The sequence below is a fragment of the Enterococcus sp. GC34 genome (assembly GCF_040886645.1).
Classification (GTDB): domain Bacteria; phylum Bacillota; class Bacilli; order Lactobacillales; family Enterococcaceae; genus Enterococcus; species Enterococcus faecalis.
In genome coordinates this window covers 282304-298433 of sequence record NZ_JBFOEF010000001.1, presented here as the reverse complement: position 1 = coordinate 298433, position 16130 = coordinate 282304, and the positions used below count along the sequence as shown (strand labels likewise).

At 39.3% G+C, this 16130-nt stretch carries 16 protein-coding genes; all 16 read left to right on the top strand.

The genetic code is table 11. The annotated features are described in order from the left end of the window. Positions 1 to 53 precede the first annotated feature (53 nt). The 16 genes from eutA (at position 54) to parC (ending at position 15877) form a co-directional block, all read left to right on the top strand. Entirely contained in the window at positions 54 to 1502 is a 1449-nt protein-coding gene (gene eutA, locus AB3I72_RS01380; protein WP_368023439.1) for an ethanolamine ammonia-lyase reactivating factor EutA, read from the top strand. 17 nt (positions 1503 to 1519) lie between these two features. Continuing rightward, positions 1520 to 2884, top strand: coding sequence for an ethanolamine ammonia-lyase subunit EutB (locus AB3I72_RS01375; protein ID WP_368023438.1), 1365 nt, complete (start codon positions 1520 to 1522; stop codon positions 2882 to 2884). A gap of 17 nt (positions 2885 to 2901) precedes the next feature. Further along, positions 2902 to 3813, top strand: a complete 912-nt coding sequence (gene eutC / locus AB3I72_RS01370) for an ethanolamine ammonia-lyase subunit EutC (protein ID WP_002363986.1) — start codon at positions 2902 to 2904, stop codon at positions 3811 to 3813. Between the two features lie 13 nt (positions 3814 to 3826). Then, a complete protein-coding gene (gene eutL, locus AB3I72_RS01365; RefSeq protein ID WP_002357509.1) occupies positions 3827 to 4480 on the top strand; it encodes an ethanolamine utilization microcompartment protein EutL in 654 nt (217 codons plus the stop codon). A gap of 13 nt (positions 4481 to 4493) precedes the next feature. Further along, positions 4494 to 5012, top strand: coding sequence for a BMC domain-containing protein (locus AB3I72_RS01360; protein ID WP_002357510.1), 519 nt, complete (start codon positions 4494 to 4496; stop codon positions 5010 to 5012). After that, positions 5003 to 6481, top strand: coding sequence for an acetaldehyde dehydrogenase (acetylating) (locus tag AB3I72_RS01355; RefSeq protein WP_002371118.1), 1479 nt, complete (start codon positions 5003 to 5005; stop codon positions 6479 to 6481). Before AB3I72_RS01360 ends, AB3I72_RS01355 begins: the two co-directional genes overlap by 10 nt. A 123-nt stretch (positions 6482 to 6604) precedes the next feature. Continuing rightward, positions 6605 to 6895, top strand: coding sequence for a BMC domain-containing protein (locus tag AB3I72_RS01350; RefSeq protein ID WP_002357513.1), 291 nt, complete (start codon positions 6605 to 6607; stop codon positions 6893 to 6895). A gap of 67 nt (positions 6896 to 6962) precedes the next feature. Next, entirely contained in the window at positions 6963 to 7526 is a 564-nt protein-coding gene (locus AB3I72_RS01345) for a hypothetical protein (RefSeq protein ID WP_033626247.1), read from the top strand. A gap of 3 nt (positions 7527 to 7529) precedes the next feature. After that, positions 7530 to 8165, top strand: a complete 636-nt coding sequence (eutD, locus tag AB3I72_RS01340; RefSeq protein ID WP_002357516.1) for an ethanolamine utilization phosphate acetyltransferase EutD — start codon at positions 7530 to 7532, stop codon at positions 8163 to 8165. A gap of 14 nt (positions 8166 to 8179) precedes the next feature. Next, entirely contained in the window at positions 8180 to 8779 is a 600-nt protein-coding gene (locus AB3I72_RS01335) for a TIGR02536 family ethanolamine utilization protein (protein WP_061101149.1), read from the top strand. A gap of 12 nt (positions 8780 to 8791) precedes the next feature. After that, the gene (locus AB3I72_RS01330; protein ID WP_002357519.1) at positions 8792 to 9055 is read left to right on the top strand and encodes a EutN/CcmL family microcompartment protein; all 264 of its coding nucleotides are present in this window, start codon (positions 8792 to 8794) and stop codon (positions 9053 to 9055) included. Between the two features lie 12 nt (positions 9056 to 9067). Then, a complete protein-coding gene (eutH, locus tag AB3I72_RS01325) occupies positions 9068 to 10168 on the top strand; it encodes an ethanolamine utilization protein EutH (RefSeq protein WP_002357520.1) in 1101 nt (366 codons plus the stop codon). Positions 10169 to 10180: 12 nt separating this feature from the next. Beyond that, on the top strand, positions 10181 to 10624 hold the full coding sequence (locus AB3I72_RS01320; protein WP_002357522.1) for an ethanolamine utilization protein EutQ: 444 nt from the start codon (positions 10181 to 10183) through the stop codon (positions 10622 to 10624). A gap of 87 nt (positions 10625 to 10711) precedes the next feature. Then, positions 10712 to 11140, top strand: a complete 429-nt coding sequence (locus AB3I72_RS01315) for a CoA-binding protein (RefSeq protein WP_368023437.1) — start codon at positions 10712 to 10714, stop codon at positions 11138 to 11140. A 204-nt stretch (positions 11141 to 11344) separates the two neighbouring features. Further along, complete coding sequence (gene parE / locus AB3I72_RS01310; protein WP_113792535.1) at positions 11345 to 13402, top strand: DNA topoisomerase IV subunit B; 2058 nt, start codon at positions 11345 to 11347, stop codon at positions 13400 to 13402. Between the two features lie 12 nt (positions 13403 to 13414). Then, positions 13415 to 15877: a DNA topoisomerase IV subunit A gene (gene parC / locus AB3I72_RS01305; RefSeq protein WP_002357527.1), complete on the top strand. Its 2463-nt coding sequence runs from the start codon at positions 13415 to 13417 to the stop codon at positions 15875 to 15877. The last annotated feature ends 253 nt before the right edge of the window (positions 15878 to 16130 follow it).

Genomic DNA, 16130 nt, shown 5'->3' with positions numbered 1-16130 from the left:
CTTAAAGAAAAGTAGAAAGAAATTTTCTAACGATTCTTTAAGTGCCTTTTTGTATGCAAAAGGAGGCGAGTCAGGCGATGTCGAAGGAAACACTTTTAACCGTAGGGATTGATTTAGGGACGTCTACAACCCAATTAGTCTTGTCAGAATTAACTGTTGAAAATTTTGCCTCTGCGTTTACAGTACCACGTATCAGCATTTCTGATAAAAAAGTCATTTACCGAAGTGACATTATCTTTACACCCTTACTTAACCAATCAGAAATTGATGCAGAACCTATCAAAGCGTTTGTAGCGGAGCAATATCGCCAAGCAGGCATTCATAAACAAGATATTCAAATGGGTGCGGTAATTATCACAGGTGAAACTGCTCGAAAAAGCAATGCCAACAATGTGCTACGAGCACTTAGTGGCTATGCAGGTGATTTTGTCGTTGCTACGGCTGGTCCCGATTTAGAAAGTATCATTGCCGGAAAAGGCGCTGGCGCTCAAACCTATTCTGAGACGAAACGCAAACCAGTGGTTAATTTAGACATTGGTGGTGGAACGACAAATTTAGCTGTCTTTAAAGATGGTGAAGTGATTGACACGGCTTGTTTTGACATTGGCGGACGCTTAATTAAATTAGATCAACAACAAAAAATCACCTATATAGCTCCGAAAATTCAAGAAATTATAAATAAAAAAGGGCTAACCTTGCACCTTGGTGACCAAGCCACCGAACAAAACTTACTGCCAATTATTTCGGAATTAGTTGCCGTGTTAGAAAATAGCATTGGCTTGGGGACACTAAGTCCGTTCTACCAGTTATTAGTAACCAATTATCCACTACGAAAAGGTGAGGAATTACCAATTGTAACATTTTCTGGTGGTGTGGCTGATTGCTTAAATACGACAAGTACGAATCTCTTTAAATATGGGGACATCGGCTTGCTTTTAGGAAAATATCTGAGAAAGTCACTGATTTTTTCGGAAAAAGAAGTCTTAGAAAGCGCAGAAACAATCCGAGCAACGGTCGTCGGAGCAGGTTCACACACTGCTGAAATTAGCGGAAGCACGATCGCTTACCGTGAGCAAATTTTGCCCGTAAAAAATATCCCAATTCTAAAATTAGCGCAAGAGGATGAAACCCTTACTGTGACAGAATTAGGCCAACGAATCCAAGAAAAACTCAATTGGCATCGTATTGAAGAAACGCCCCAGATTGCCCTAGCAATTAGAGGCATGAGTAATCCAACATTTGCTGATATTCAACGCTATGGTCAAGGGATTGTGGAAGGATTAGCTAGTTTAGTTGCTGAACAAATTCCCATTATTGTTATGGTGGATGAAGACATGGCGAAAGCTTTAGGGCATGCCTTAAGTGCCCATCTGCCAAAAGACTATCCGTTTATCTGTCTTGACTCGGTCAAAGTAGAAAACGGTGATTATGTAGATATCGGTTTACCAGTGGCAGAAGGAGCCGTCCTTCCAGTCATTGTTAAGACCTTAGTATTTAATTAAAAAGGAGCGATACAAAGATGATTTTAAAAACCAAACTATTTGGCAAAGTCTATCAATTTACATCCGTTAAAGAAGTCTTAGCCAAAGCCAATGAAGAAAAATCTGGCGACAAGTTAGCTGGCGTAGCTGCTAATTCAGCCGAAGAACGCGTGGCGGCGAAAGTCGTTTTATCAGAATTGTCCTTAAATGACTTGTTTAACAATCCCGTCGTTGATTATGACGAAGACGAAGTGACACGCATTATTATTGACCAAGTCAATATGCGAATTTTTGAAAGTATCAAACATTGGACAGTCGCAGAACTACGCGAATTTGTCTTATCTTCGGAAACAACCGATTTTGATATCAAACGCATTTCCCGTGGACTCACTTCAGAAATGATTGCTGCTGTCTGTAAATTAATGTCCAACATGGATCTAATTGTTGGCGCAAAAAAAATCAATATTGAAAAAACCGCCAACACAACGATTGGCCGTCCCGGAACTTTTTCAAATCGTTTACAGCCGAACCATCCAACCGATAATGTCGATGGCATTATGGCTTCAGTTATGGAAGGTCTTTCTTATGGCGCCGGTGATGCTTTAATTGGTTTGAATCCTGTTGATGATTCTACAGAAAGTGTTAAACGAATCTTAAACAAATTTGAAGAGTTCCGTAGCGAATGGGAAATTCCAACACAAACTTGCGTGCTTGCTCACGTAACGACACAAATGGAAGCCATGCGTCAAGGCGCGCCAACTGGCTTAGTCTTTCAATCCATCGCGGGTTCAGAAAAAGGGAACACAGCATTTGGTTTAAATGCAGAAATTTTAGCTGAAGCACAAGATTTAGCGCTTCACAGTGGTCAAGCAGCTGGTCCTAATGTGATGTATTTTGAAACAGGTCAAGGCTCAGAACTTTCTTCTGAAGCGAACTTTGGCGCAGACCAAGTCACAATGGAAGCGCGTTGTTATGGCTTAGCCAAAAAATTTGATCCGTATATTGTAAATACCGTTGTCGGCTTTATTGGACCAGAATATCTTTACGATTCAAAACAAGTCATCCGCGCTGGTTTAGAAGATCATTTCATGGGCAAATTAACAGGAATTTCAATGGGCTGTGATGTCTGCTACACCAACCATATGAAAGCTGATCAAAATGATATGGAAAACTTAGCAATGTTATTAGCAACAGCTGGTTGTACGTATATCATGGGGATTCCTCATGGCGATGATGTCATGTTAAATTATCAAACAACTGGGTTCCATGAAACTGCGACGATTCGTGAAACATTAGGCTTACGTCCAATTAAAGAATTTGAAGAATGGATGGAAAAAATGGGCTTAATGGAAAACGGAAAATTAACAAGTCGCGCTGGCGATGCATCTGTATTTATTAAATAAACGAGGTGAGAATACAAATGAACGAAAAAGAATTAAAAGAAATGATTGCCGGAATTTTAACAGAAATGGTCGCTGACAATCAAGCGGTTTCGACTGCCACTGTGACTGCTGAAGAAAAACCAGTCACAACACACGTCACTGAAACGACAGAAATTGAAGAAGGCCTAATTCCTGACATTACTGAAGTAGATTTACGTAAACAATTACTATTGAAAAATGCCGTAGATCCTGAAGCACTATTAAAAATGAAAGCTTTCTCGCCAGCTCGTTTAGGCGTTGGTCGTGCAGGGACGCGTTATATGACTAGTTCAACATTACGTTTCCGAGCGGACCATGCGGCAGCACAAGATGCGGTCTTTTCAGACGTAAGCGAAGACTTGGTAAAAGAAATGAATTTTATTTCTACAAAAACAATCTGTAACAGTAAAGATGAATATTTAACACGTCCAGATTATGGTCGTCAATTTGATGAAGAAAATAGTGAAATCATTCGGAAAAATACGACACCAAAAGCCAAAATCCAAATGGTCGTAGGGGATGGCCTTAGTTCAGCTGCTATCGAAGCGAATATTAAAGAAGTCCTACCAGCAATTAAACAAGGATTAAACATGTACAACTTAGATTTCGACAATGTAGTTTTTGTTAAATATTGTCGCGTGCCAGCAATGGATAAAATTGGTGAAATCACTGACGCTGATGTTGTTTGTTTGCTAGTTGGCGAACGTCCTGGTTTAGTAACAGCTGAATCTATGAGTGCCTACATTGCTTACAAACCAACTGTCGGTATGCCAGAAGCACGGCGGACAGTTATTTCAAATATTCACAAAGGTGGGACACCGGCTGTTGAAGCAGGCGCCTACATTGCCGAAATTATTAAAAAAATGTTAGACAAGAAAAAATCTGGTATTGATTTAAAAGAAGCTGAATAAAGGAGGATTTCTCATGAAAAATGATCGTCTAGGCGCAAATGTCCTAAGTATGAAAGTCATTCCCAATGTCGATCCGGCATTAGCAAAAGAATTATCATTGAAACCAGAACATCGCTCATTAGGAATTGTTACTTCCGATTGTGATGATGTCACTTATGTTGCATTAGATGAAGCAACCAAAGCCGCCGATGTTACTGTAGTTTACGGTAAAAGTATGTATGCTGGCGCAGCAAATGCTTCAACCAAATTAGCCGGTGAAGTGATTGGCATTATTGCTGGTCCGAGTCCTGCCGAAGTCAATAGTGGCTTGAGTGTCATTACGCAAGTCATTGAAGAAGAAGCCAGCTTCTATAGTGCTAACGAAGATGACAGTATTGTTTATTTTGCACATGTAGTGTCAAGAACAGGTAGCTTTTTATCTGAACAAGCGAATATTCCTGAAGGTGAAGCGATTGCTTATCTGATTGCACCACCGCTAGAAGCAATGGTTGGCTTAGATGCAGCAATGAAAGCTGCCGATGTTCAAATGGGTGTCTTTTATGGCCCACCTTCTGAAACGAACTTTGGCGGCGCCTTATTGACAGGTAGTCAATCTGCATGTAAAGCTGCTTGCAGTGCGTTTGAACAAGTCATTCAAAATATCGCTGACAATCCGTTGAGTTATTAAGGATGTGACCTGAATGAAAGCATTAGGAATGGTCGAAGTCAAAGGGTTTTTAGGTGCCATTAGTGTGGCCGATGCGGCATTGAAAGCCGCCGACGTTACTTTGTTAAAAGCTGAAATTATTAATGGCGGTTTAACAACTGTGGAACTGATTGGTGACGTTGCCGCGGTTCAAGCTGCCGTTGAAGTAGGCACGGAAGTAGCTAAAGAATTAAATTGTTTAATTGCTCATCATGTGATCTCACGGGTTGATGCTCAAACGGAAGTGATTTTATCAGATCCAGAACCCAAGTCAGCACCTGAACCGATGGAACAAGTAGAAGTAATTGAAGAAGAGATTGAAACACCAGACTTGGAAGAACACACTGGCACACGCCAAAAATTAGAAACACAACGCGTGGTTGATTTACGTAAACAAGCCTACAAAATGAACCTAAGTAGTTTAAAGAAAAGTGAGATTAAATTTGCCAATAAAGAAGCTTTAATTCAAGCAATCATGGCTGAAATAGAAAGAAGTGAAGACGAGTGGAATTAGTAGATAAAGACTTACGTTCCATCCAAGAAACAAGAAATTTAATCAGAAAAGCCAAAGAGGCACAGCAAGTATTAGCAACATTTTCGCAAAAACAAATCGATGCGATTGTCCAAGCAGTTTCAGAGGCTACGTTTAACCAACGAGAAAAGTTAGCGAAAATGGCCAATGAAGAAACAGGATTTGGTATTTATGAAGATAAAATCATCAAAAATGCTTTCGCTTCAAAAGTAGTATATGACGAAATGAAGGACAAACCTACAGTTGGTGTGATCAATGATGATGCTGCCAAAAAAGTCACTGAAATTGCTGTCCCGGTTGGTGTAATTGCAGGATTAATTCCTTCTACCAACCCGACATCAACAGTCATTTACAAAGCATTAATTTCATTAAAAGCTGCCAACAGCATTGTTTTTTCACCACATCCCAATGCGTTGAAATCGATTATTGAAACAGTAGAAATTATCCAAAAAGCGGCTATTGCTGCAGGGGCACCAGAAGGTTGTGTCTCGGTCATCAAAACGCCAACTATGCAAGCGACCAGCGAATTAATGAAAAATAAAGAAACAAATTTAATTTTAGCTACTGGTGGAAACGCAATGGTTAAAGCCGCGTACTCTTCTGGAACACCAGCAATCGGTGTTGGGCCTGGTAATGGACCAGCCTACATCGAACGAAGCGCAAATGTTCCTCATGCAGTGAAACAAATAATGGATTCAAAAACTTTCGATAACGGTACAATTTGTGCATCGGAACAATCAATTATTGTTGAAACTGTCAACCGTGAAGCGGTCAAAGAAGAGTTAATTAAGCAGGGAGCGTATTTCTTAAGTCCAGCCGAAGCCGACAAATTAGCTAAATTTATTTTACGACCAAACGGTACAATGAACCCGCAAATCGTGGGTCGTTCCGTTCAACATATTGCTTCATTAGTTGGTTTATCTATTCCAAAAGATCGCCGCTTAATTGTTGCCGAGGAAACACATGTAGGTTTGAAATATCCATTTTCAAGAGAAAAATTGGCACCGATTATTGCTTTCTATACAGTTGAAAACTGGGAAGCAGCTTGCGCGTTATCAATTGAAATTTTGAAAGGTGAAGGTGCGGGTCATACAATGGGCATTCACACAGAAAACAAAGAAGTCATTCGTGAATTTGGCTTAAGAAAACCCGTCTCTCGTTTGCTTGTTAACACCTCTGGTACACTTGGCGGAATTGGTGCTTCAACTAACTTAGTGCCAGCATTAACACTTGGCTGTGGCGCAGTTGGTGGCAGCTCAACTTCTGATAATATTGGAGTTGAAAATCTGTTCAATTTACGTCGTGTTGCATATGGCGTGCGTGATTTAGAAGAGATTCGTCAAGAATTTGGTCAAACATCAACCACATCTGTGGCTACTTCTTGCGAAACAACCAATCAAGAAGAACTAGTAAATGCCGTGGTGGCTCAAGTTTTAGCTCGCTTAAACTAACAAGAAACGAGCGAGTAAGAGTAAAACAAATGAATTATTGGATTTAGGGTTTGGGACCTAAGTCAAATTGCTAATTGTCCCAAATTTTTAAAAATAAAACATACATCTTAGGAGGAAATTATAATGTCAAGTACAAATGCTTTAGGAATGATCGAAACTCGTGGTTTAGTAGGTGCTGTTGAAGCAGCCGATGCAATGGTGAAAGCGGCAAACGTTACTTTAATTGGAAAAGAACAAGTCGGTGGCGGTTTAGTTACAGTAATGGTTCGCGGTGACGTTGGTGCTGTAAAAGCAGCAACAGATGCTGGTGCTGCCGCAGCAGAACGTGTTGGCGAATTATTATCTGTCCATGTAATTCCACGTCCACATACAGAAGTAGACGCTATTTTACCACACGCAACAACTGAATTATAATTTTGATTTTTTGGGGCAGAGGTAGGTTCATTACTTCTGTCCTAAACTTTCATTGAGGAGGGGTGTTATGACAGTTATTACAGAAGATATGCTTCGCATCAAAAGGCTAAAAAAAGAACTAGAAGATGGCACGGATTTTGTGTTTCCTGTAGGCAGTTTTCTGACGCCAGCCGCCAAAAGCTATCTACGCGAGCATCGGATTAATAGCAGCTTCTCTTCAACAAACCCATTGCTTTCTGAGGTTCATTCAGTGAAGGCCTCCTCACAAAAACAAGAACATTTATCAAAAGAAACAATTTATGAGATTCGGCACTTAAGCCATCTATTGTATTTGCCTTTCTTAACGAATGAAGCGTTATCAACAGAAGGTTGGTTATATTTCGAACAACAACAACTGTGGTTAGAGAAATTTATTTTAGAACAGTCGCTTGTAATGGAACCAGTCATTTTGGAATCAAAGGTAACTATTCTAACTAACCAACAGAGACAATGGCGCTATTCCTCAAAAGAAATTCAATTACAACTAGATAAAATTATTCTCCAGTTAAAAGGAGAATCACAACTGTTCGGCCTTTTTCAATCTTGGGCTACAGAATTAATTAGCACCATGGCTGAAATATCACGAAACTAGGAGATGAACAAATTGGATTCAATGAATGAAATTGTTGAAGAAGTTGTTAAACGAATTCAGCAACAACAACAAAATACTTTTGAAGTTGAAGCTTCTGGCCGACATGTTCATTTGTCTCGTCAAGAGATTGATGCATTATTTGGACCAGGATATCAACTAACAAAAGTGAAAGATTTATCACAACCTGGACAGTTCGTTTGTAAAGAACGAATTACGGTTGCTGGACCTAAAGGACTTTTTCAAAATGTGGTTATTTTAGGCCCTGAACGTAGTGAATCACAAGTTGAAGTCTCTATGACGGATACACGTATTTTAGGAATTAACGCCCCAGTTAGAGAGAGTGGCAAGACAGAAGGGACGCCAGGCGTCACGCTGATGAACGGATCAGCAGTTGTGACATTAAGTCACGGCTTAATTGTTGCCAAACGTCATATTCACATGACACCAGAAGATGCCTTAAAAAATAAAGTAAGCAATAGCCAAATTGTGCAAGTCAAAGTGGAAGGCACACGTCCGTTAATCTTTGATGATGTAGTTGTGCGAATCAGTCCGCGATTTGCAACGTACATGCACATTGACTACGATGAAGCCAACGCTTGCGGCTTAACCAAAGGAGCTCGTGGCTATATTCTTAAGTAAAAGGAGGAAGGACAATGAACGTTTCTGAAATGGAAAATTTGATTCAACAGATTACTGATCGAATTTGCCAACAATTGCTGTCGTCGTCTTATTCAGTGGCTTTAGCAGAAGCAAAAGAAGCATTTCCTGAAGAAATGTTTGTTCGTTTTCCTGATGTAAATTGGGTAACCAAGGAGCAGAAGCAAGCACGAGGTTTGGTTGTAAAGAGGCTAACGATTTCCCAAGTAAACGCGATTGCGCATTTACAGGAAACGGATGAATTAGTTAAAAACATCTTAGCATTCTTATTTGAAGGTAAGCCGGTATTGGTTTTAACCCCAATACCTTCAGTGACTAAAAATTCACGATTGAAGTATCGTTTGAAACAAACGATTCAGGAAAACGTGGACATGTGCCAACAGTTTGGGCTGATTTTTTATCATGATTCAGAAAATTACGCTGTGTTTCAGGCGGCCTGTCAAAAACAACTTCGTTCTTTGGCGGAGGCCAAACGAACCTACATTACTGAAAAACAATTGATAAGAATGACAGAATCAGGTGTTTCTTTAAGTAAAAACGCCTATTTAACCCCGTTAGCGAAAGATTATGCTAGGAAACATCAATTGCTGACGTAAGGAGGAAAAACGATGCTTTTAGGAAAAGTGACTGGTAGCCTTTGGTCAACAAGAAAAGATGAAAAATTAAATGGCTGGAAATTTATGATGGTTGATATTTTGAATCAAGAGGACGAAAAGCAAGGATTTTTAATTGCTGCTGACAACGCTGGAGCTGGTGTCGGGGACAAAGTGTTAATTAGTCAAGGCAATGCTGCCCGTATTTCGGCAGAAGATCCGAATGTCCCAATTGATGCAATGATTGTTGGTGTCATTGATTCTACAGAGGAAGAATAGGGAGGACGAGACATGAGCATTAATGAAATTATTATGTATATTATGGTTCTTTTCATGATTATTGGAGGAATCGATAAATGTATTGGCAACAAACTAGGTTTAGGGGAGCAATTTGAGGAAGGGATTATGGCTATGGGTTCTCTAGCGCTTTCTATGGTAGGGATTATCACTTTAGCGCCTGTCTTAGCCAATCTTTTAAGTCCGATTGTCGTTCCTGTCTATGAATTACTAGGTGCTGATCCAGCAATGTTTGCCACAACCTTATTGGCTAATGATATGGGGGGCTTTGCGTTAGCGCAACAATTAGCCAATGATCCACAAGCTGGTTTATTTGCGGGGGCAATCTTAGGTGCAATGATGGGGCCAACGTTAGTCTTTACAATTCCAGTAGCGCTGGGCATTATCCAAAAAGATGACCAACAATTCTTAGCAACAGGTGTTTTGAGCGGGATTATTACAATTCCTTTTGGTTTATTAGCAGGCGGTTTAACAGCTGGCATGCCATTGTCATTGATTATTCCTAACTTAATTCCAATTATTATTGTTGCCGCTTTAATTATTTTAGGTTTATGGTTAGCACCAAAGGGCATGATTAAAGGCTTCCAAATTTTTGGTCAAGGCGTAGTGATTGTCGCTATCTTTGGTTTAGTTGTGGGGGCGATTCAACTATTATTAGGGATTACAGTGATTCCTGGTATTGCACCAGTTACTGAAGGAATTGAAGTCGTTGGCGGGATTGCTTTAACTTTAGCTGGCGCTTTCTGTTTAGTAGCTGTGATTACGAAAGTCTTTAATAAACCATTGATGAAACTAGGAAAAGTTTTAGGAATGAATGAAGTAGCGGCTGCAGGAATGGTTGCTACATTAGCTAACAATATTCCCATGTTCCAAATGTTAAAAGACATGGATAATCGAGGAAAAATTATTAATATCGCTTTTGCTGTTTCGGCTTCTTTCGTTTTAGGTGACCACCTTGGTTTTACTGCAGGCGTAGCAAAAGAAATGATTTTTCCAATGATTGTTGGCAAATTAGTTGGAGGGATTACCGCCATTTTTGTGGCTATCTTTATGGCAAATCGAATGCTAGGAAAACCCGAAACAGAAGTGAAATAACGAGGTGTAAATATGACAGAATTAAATCGTGAAATGATTGAAACGCTTGTTCGACAAATTGTCACAGAAAAATTAATGCCGACTAAACAAGTGGATCCCAGTGGAATTATGTCCATCAAATTACCCGAAATTGACGTAACAGAAGACGATCGCTTAGATACAGGCAACCCAGCGGACATTGTTTACACAAAAGATCTGTTTTCTTTAGAAGAAAGCCCGCGCCTTGGTTGCGGTTTAATGGTGATGAAAGATACCACCTTCGATTGGACACTAGAATACGATGAAATTGATTATATTATTTCAGGACAACTGGATATACTGATTGACGGACGTAAAATTTCTGCAACAGCCGGCGAAATTATTTTAATCCCGAAAAGTAGCAAAATTCAATTTTCAGTGACGGGTGATGCCCGCTTTGTCTACGTGACTTATCCAGCAGATTGGCAAAGCCAATAATTATTTTGTCGGTATTTAGAGAATAATTTTGCCAAAACCCTTTACTCAGCGTTATAATAAATAAGAACGAAAAAAGGGGTTGAGTGAATGACATTTGAGAATCCAAGTCAAAATCAAATTTTTGATATTCTAAAACAAGCAAAAAATATTGCGGTAGTTGGTTTGAGTAACAAGCCCGACCGCACGAGTTACAAAATTGCGGAAATTTTACAGCAACATGGCTATCGTGTATTGCCTGTCAATCCAGTTTTAAAAGGCGAAACGGTGCTTGGCGAAACGGTTTATGGGGCATTAACAGAGATTCCTGAAAAGATTGATATTATTGACGTCTTTCGGCGGAGTGAATTTTTGCCAGAAGTGGCCGCAGAAACATTGAAAAAAGAAGCGCCTGTCTTTTGGGCCCAACTAGGTTTGGAAAACGAAGAGGCAGCGAACTTGTTATTAAATGAAGGTCGTCAAGTTATTATGGACCGTTGTATTAAAATTGAATTGGCAAAAATGGCAGATGCTGAATAAACACGTGTAATTTTATAAAGAAAGAGCGTCCTGAACGGAAAGCTCTTTTTTTTTTGACCCAGATAGAGTATTATTGTAATGATGGTTTTAGAAGGAGCGAACGGAAAACGCAAGAAACCGGCTCACTCTTCTTCTAATTCTTTAAGAAATAGTTAATGTACGCTTATTAACTAAACGAGAATCTAAGTATAAGGAGTTTTTTCTTTGGCTAAAAAAATTAACAATGAGTACAATGATGCCTCTATCCAAGTCCTAGAAGGATTGGAAGCAGTGAGGAAAAGACCTGGTATGTATATCGGTTCAACCGATAGCCGTGGACTCCATCACTTAGTCTATGAAATTGTCGATAACGCAGTCGATGAAGCGTTATCTGGCTACGGGAATGAAATCAACGTAACTATCCAAAAAGATAATAGTATTTGTGTTGCAGACTCTGGCCGCGGAATGCCAACAGGGATGCATGCTTCTGGTATCCCAACAGTAGAAGTCATTTTTACTGTCTTACATGCGGGTGGTAAGTTTGGCCAAGGTGGCTATAAAACTTCAGGCGGACTCCATGGGGTGGGTGCCAGTGTTGTTAATGCCTTATCTAAGTGGTTAGAAGTTCATATTGTTCGTGATGGCGTAGAATACATGGAACGATTTGAGGACGGCGGTAAACCAGTTGGTACCTTAAAAAAAATCGGCAAAACAAAAAAACGCAACGGCACCTCCGTTACTTTTTTACCTGACGACACCATTTTCTCTACGACAAATTTTTCTTACGAAATTTTAGCAGAACGTTTGAGAGAATCAGCTTTCTTATTAAAAGGCGTCAAAATTACTTTAACGGATGAACGTGGGGAAGAACCCAAAGAAGAAATCTTTCACTACGAAGAAGGCATTAAAGAATTTGTTGCCTATCTAAATGAAGAAAAAGATACATTAACACCCGTTGTTTATTTTTCAGGAGCCAAAGAAGGTATTGAAGTTGAATTAGCCTATCAATACAACGATGGCTATTCTGAAAATGTTTTATCTTTCGTTAACAATGTCCGCACAAAAGATGGCGGTACCCACGAAGTCGGTATGAAAACGTCAATGACAAAGGCGTACAATGAATATGCACGTAAAGTAGGACTATTAAAAGAAAAAGATAAAAATTTAGAAGGTAGCGACTTCCGTGAAGGCTTAGCAGCCGTCCTTTCTATTCGAGTACCAGAAAACTTACTACAGTTCGAGGGCCAAACCAAAGGAAAATTAGGTACACCTTTAGCAAGAACCGTTGTCGACAACGTCGTAGGCGAACAAATGGGCTTCTATTTACAAGAAAACAGTGAAATGAGTCAATCATTAATTCGGAAAGCGATTAAAGCCCGTGAAGCCCGTGAAGCGGCTCGTAAAGCCCGTGAAGAAAGCCGGAACGGTAAAAAACGGAAAAAAGGTGAATCGTTACTTTCTGGAAAATTAACACCGGCTCAATCCAGAAATCCTAAGAAAAATGAATTATATCTTGTCGAAGGAGACTCGGCTGGTGGCTCAGCAAAACAAGGACGCGATCGGAAATTCCAAGCCATTTTACCGCTACGAGGAAAAGTCATTAATACGGAAAAAGCGAAAATGCAAGACATCTTGAAAAACGAAGAAATCAATACTATGATCTATACAATTGGCGCAGGCGTTGGTCCTGAATTTTCAATTGAAGATTGTAATTATGATAAAATCATCATCATGACCGATGCGGATACCGATGGTGCCCATATTCAAGTGTTGCTATTAACGTTCTTCTATCGTTATATGAAACCATTAATTGAAGCCGGCAAAGTCTATATTGCCTTACCACCTCTTTATAAAGTTTCTAAAGGAACTGGAAAAAAATCAGTCATTGAGTATGCTTGGACCGATGGTGAATTGGCAGAAGTGATTGATAAAGTTGGTAAAGGCTATATGCTCCAACGCTATAAAGGTCTGGGGGAAATGAATGCAGAACAACTTTGGGAAACAACGATGGATCCTGAAACTAGAACCTTAATTCGTGTTCGGATTGATGATGCAGCTCAAGCAGAACGCCGTGTGACCACATTAATGGGCGACAAAGTCGAACCTCGTCGAAAATGGATTGAGCAACATGTTCAATTTACGTTGGAAGAAGATGGCAGTATTTTAGATCGTTCAGAAGAAGACACTTCTGCACCAACAGGAGAAAGTCTTTTAGATGCGGAAAAAACAAAAGAAGCAGAACAAACCGATGACACTGAAATCAGTTTGTTTGACATAGAGTAGGGAGTGACAATTTTGGAAAAACGCCAAGAAGTTCAAGAATTAACCCTTGAAGAAGTAATGGGCGATCGTTTTGGAAGATATTCCAAATACATCATTCAAGAACGGGCCCTACCAGATATCCGAGATGGGCTAAAACCAGTACAACGCCGCATTCTCTTTTCAATGAATAAAGACGGCAATACCTTTGATAAAGGCTTTCGTAAATCAGCAAAATCTGTCGGAAACATTATGGGGAATTATCATCCCCATGGCGACAGTAGTATTTATGAAGCGATGGTCCGTCTAAGTCAAGACTGGAAATTACGGGAAGTACTAATTGAAATGCACGGAAACAACGGAAGTATGGATGGCGACCCGCCAGCGGCGATGCGTTATACAGAAGCTCGTTTATCACAGTTAAGTGGTGAGTTGTTAAAAGATATCGACAAAAATACCGTCGATTTCGTCTGGAATTTTGACGATACAGAAAAAGAACCCACTGTTTTACCAGCCAAATATCCTAATTTATTGGTAAATGGCTCAACGGGGATTTCAGCAGGTTATGCAACAGAAATTCCTACACATAATTTAGCGGAAATTATTGATGGGACCGTGTATTTAATTGATCATCCTAATGCAAGTTTAGAGAAATTAATGGAATACATTCCAGGACCAGATTTTCCAACAGGTGGGATCTTACAAGGAAAAGCAGAAATTAAAAAAGCCTACGAAACCGGCCGTGGTAAAGTAATTTTACGTGCGAAGACAAAGATTGAGCCCTTAAAAGGCGGCAAACAACAAATTGTCATTTCTGAAATTCCTTATGAAGTCAATAAAGCAACGCTAGTGAAGAAGATGGATGAAATCCGTTTAAATAAAAAAGTAGACGGCATTGCCGAAGTTCGTGACGAAAGTGACAGAACTGGCTTGCAAATTGTTGTTGAACTAAAAAAAGATGTCAATGCAGAAGGTATTTTAAATTATCTATTTAAAAATACTGAATTACAGATTAACTATAATTTTAATATGGTTGCGATTGACAACATGACCCCGCAACAAGTGGGCCTTAAACGGATTTTAGAAAGTTACATTACGCACCGCAAATCAGTTATCATTAATCGTTGTCAATTTGAGTTGGACAAAGCTCGCAAACGTGAGCACATTGTTGCTGGTTTAATTAAAGCATTGTCTATCTTAGATAAAGTGATTGCAACAATCCGTGGCAGTAAAGATAAAAAAGATGCGAAGAAGAACTTAGTATCCGACTATGCGTTTACTGAAGAACAAGCTGAAGCAATCGTTACTTTACAGCTATACCGTTTAACCAATACAGATATTACTGATTTACAAGAAGAAGCGAAAACCTTAGAGCAACAAATTGCTGAGTTATTGAACATTTTAAACAATGAAAAAGAACTATTCTCAGTCATGAAAAAAGAACTTCGAGAAGTTAAAAAGCAATATGGCAATCCTCGCTTAACTCAAATTGAAGAGGAAATCCAAGAAATCAAGATTGAAACAGCCGTGTTAGTTGCACAGGAAGACGTGGTCGTAACCGTGACGCACGAAGGCTATATCAAGCGGAGTAGTATTCGTTCTTATACAGCATCAAAACCAGAAGAAATCGGCATGAAAGAAGGCGACTTTTTACTATATGCTGGCGAAGTCAATACATTAGATCATCTTTTACTAGTAACAAATAAAGGAAATATGATCTATCGCCCCGTCCATGAGTTGCCAGATTTACGCTGGAAAGAAATTGGCGAACATATTTCTCAAACCATTTTAAATCTTGCTATCGATGAATCGATTATTGCTGTATATCCTTATAAAGAGTTAAGTCCGACAAAAACCTTTGTTTTCATTACAAAAGCTGGCATGATTAAACAAACCAAAATGGCTGATTTTGAGCCTTGGCGCACTTATAAGAGCCGCCCGACATCTTGTATGAAATTAAAATCAGACCAAGATGAAATTACCAATGTTTATTTAACAAATGATCAAGACTTATTGGATGTTTTCCTCGTTAGCAATCGCGGTTTTGGCTTACGTTATCCATTATATGAAGTACCAGTCGTGGGTAGTAAAGCGGCTGGAGTTAAATCGATGAACCTCAAAGAAGACGATTATGTCGTTAATGGTTTACTGGTTCATTCTGAAGGGGATACACCAATTGTCATCGTTACCCAACGTGGCGGTGTTAAACGTATGTTAGCCCAAGAATTAACACAATTAGGACGAGCAAAACGTGGATTAATGGTATTACGGGAATTGAAGAAAAATCCACATCGTGTTGTCTTTATGTCTGAAAGTACCGATTTAGATTTATTAGTTACTACGCAAAAAGGCACACAAGAAGTTATTCAGTCGAAAAACTATCCAATCAGTGAACGAACATCCAACGGTTCCTTTGTCATCGATGAACAAAAAGATGGCCAAGTAATGGAAGTCCACGAGATGCATTCTGCAGTGATTGAAGAAGAACAAACAAACTAAACTGTGTTATAAATATCTCCACAGCAGCCATCTGTATTAATACAGATGGCTGCTGTTTTTAATACAGAAGTACATTTTTCACAAGTGATAACAACTATAAATCGTTCTTATTTTCACAAGTATAAATGTTTATATATCAGCGTTTATAATCTTTGCTCCCCATTTATTTATTAAGAAAGTGCAATAAATAATAAAAAAACGCTTGCATCTAAAAGGTTATGTGTTATACTAATCACATAAAGCTGTTACATAC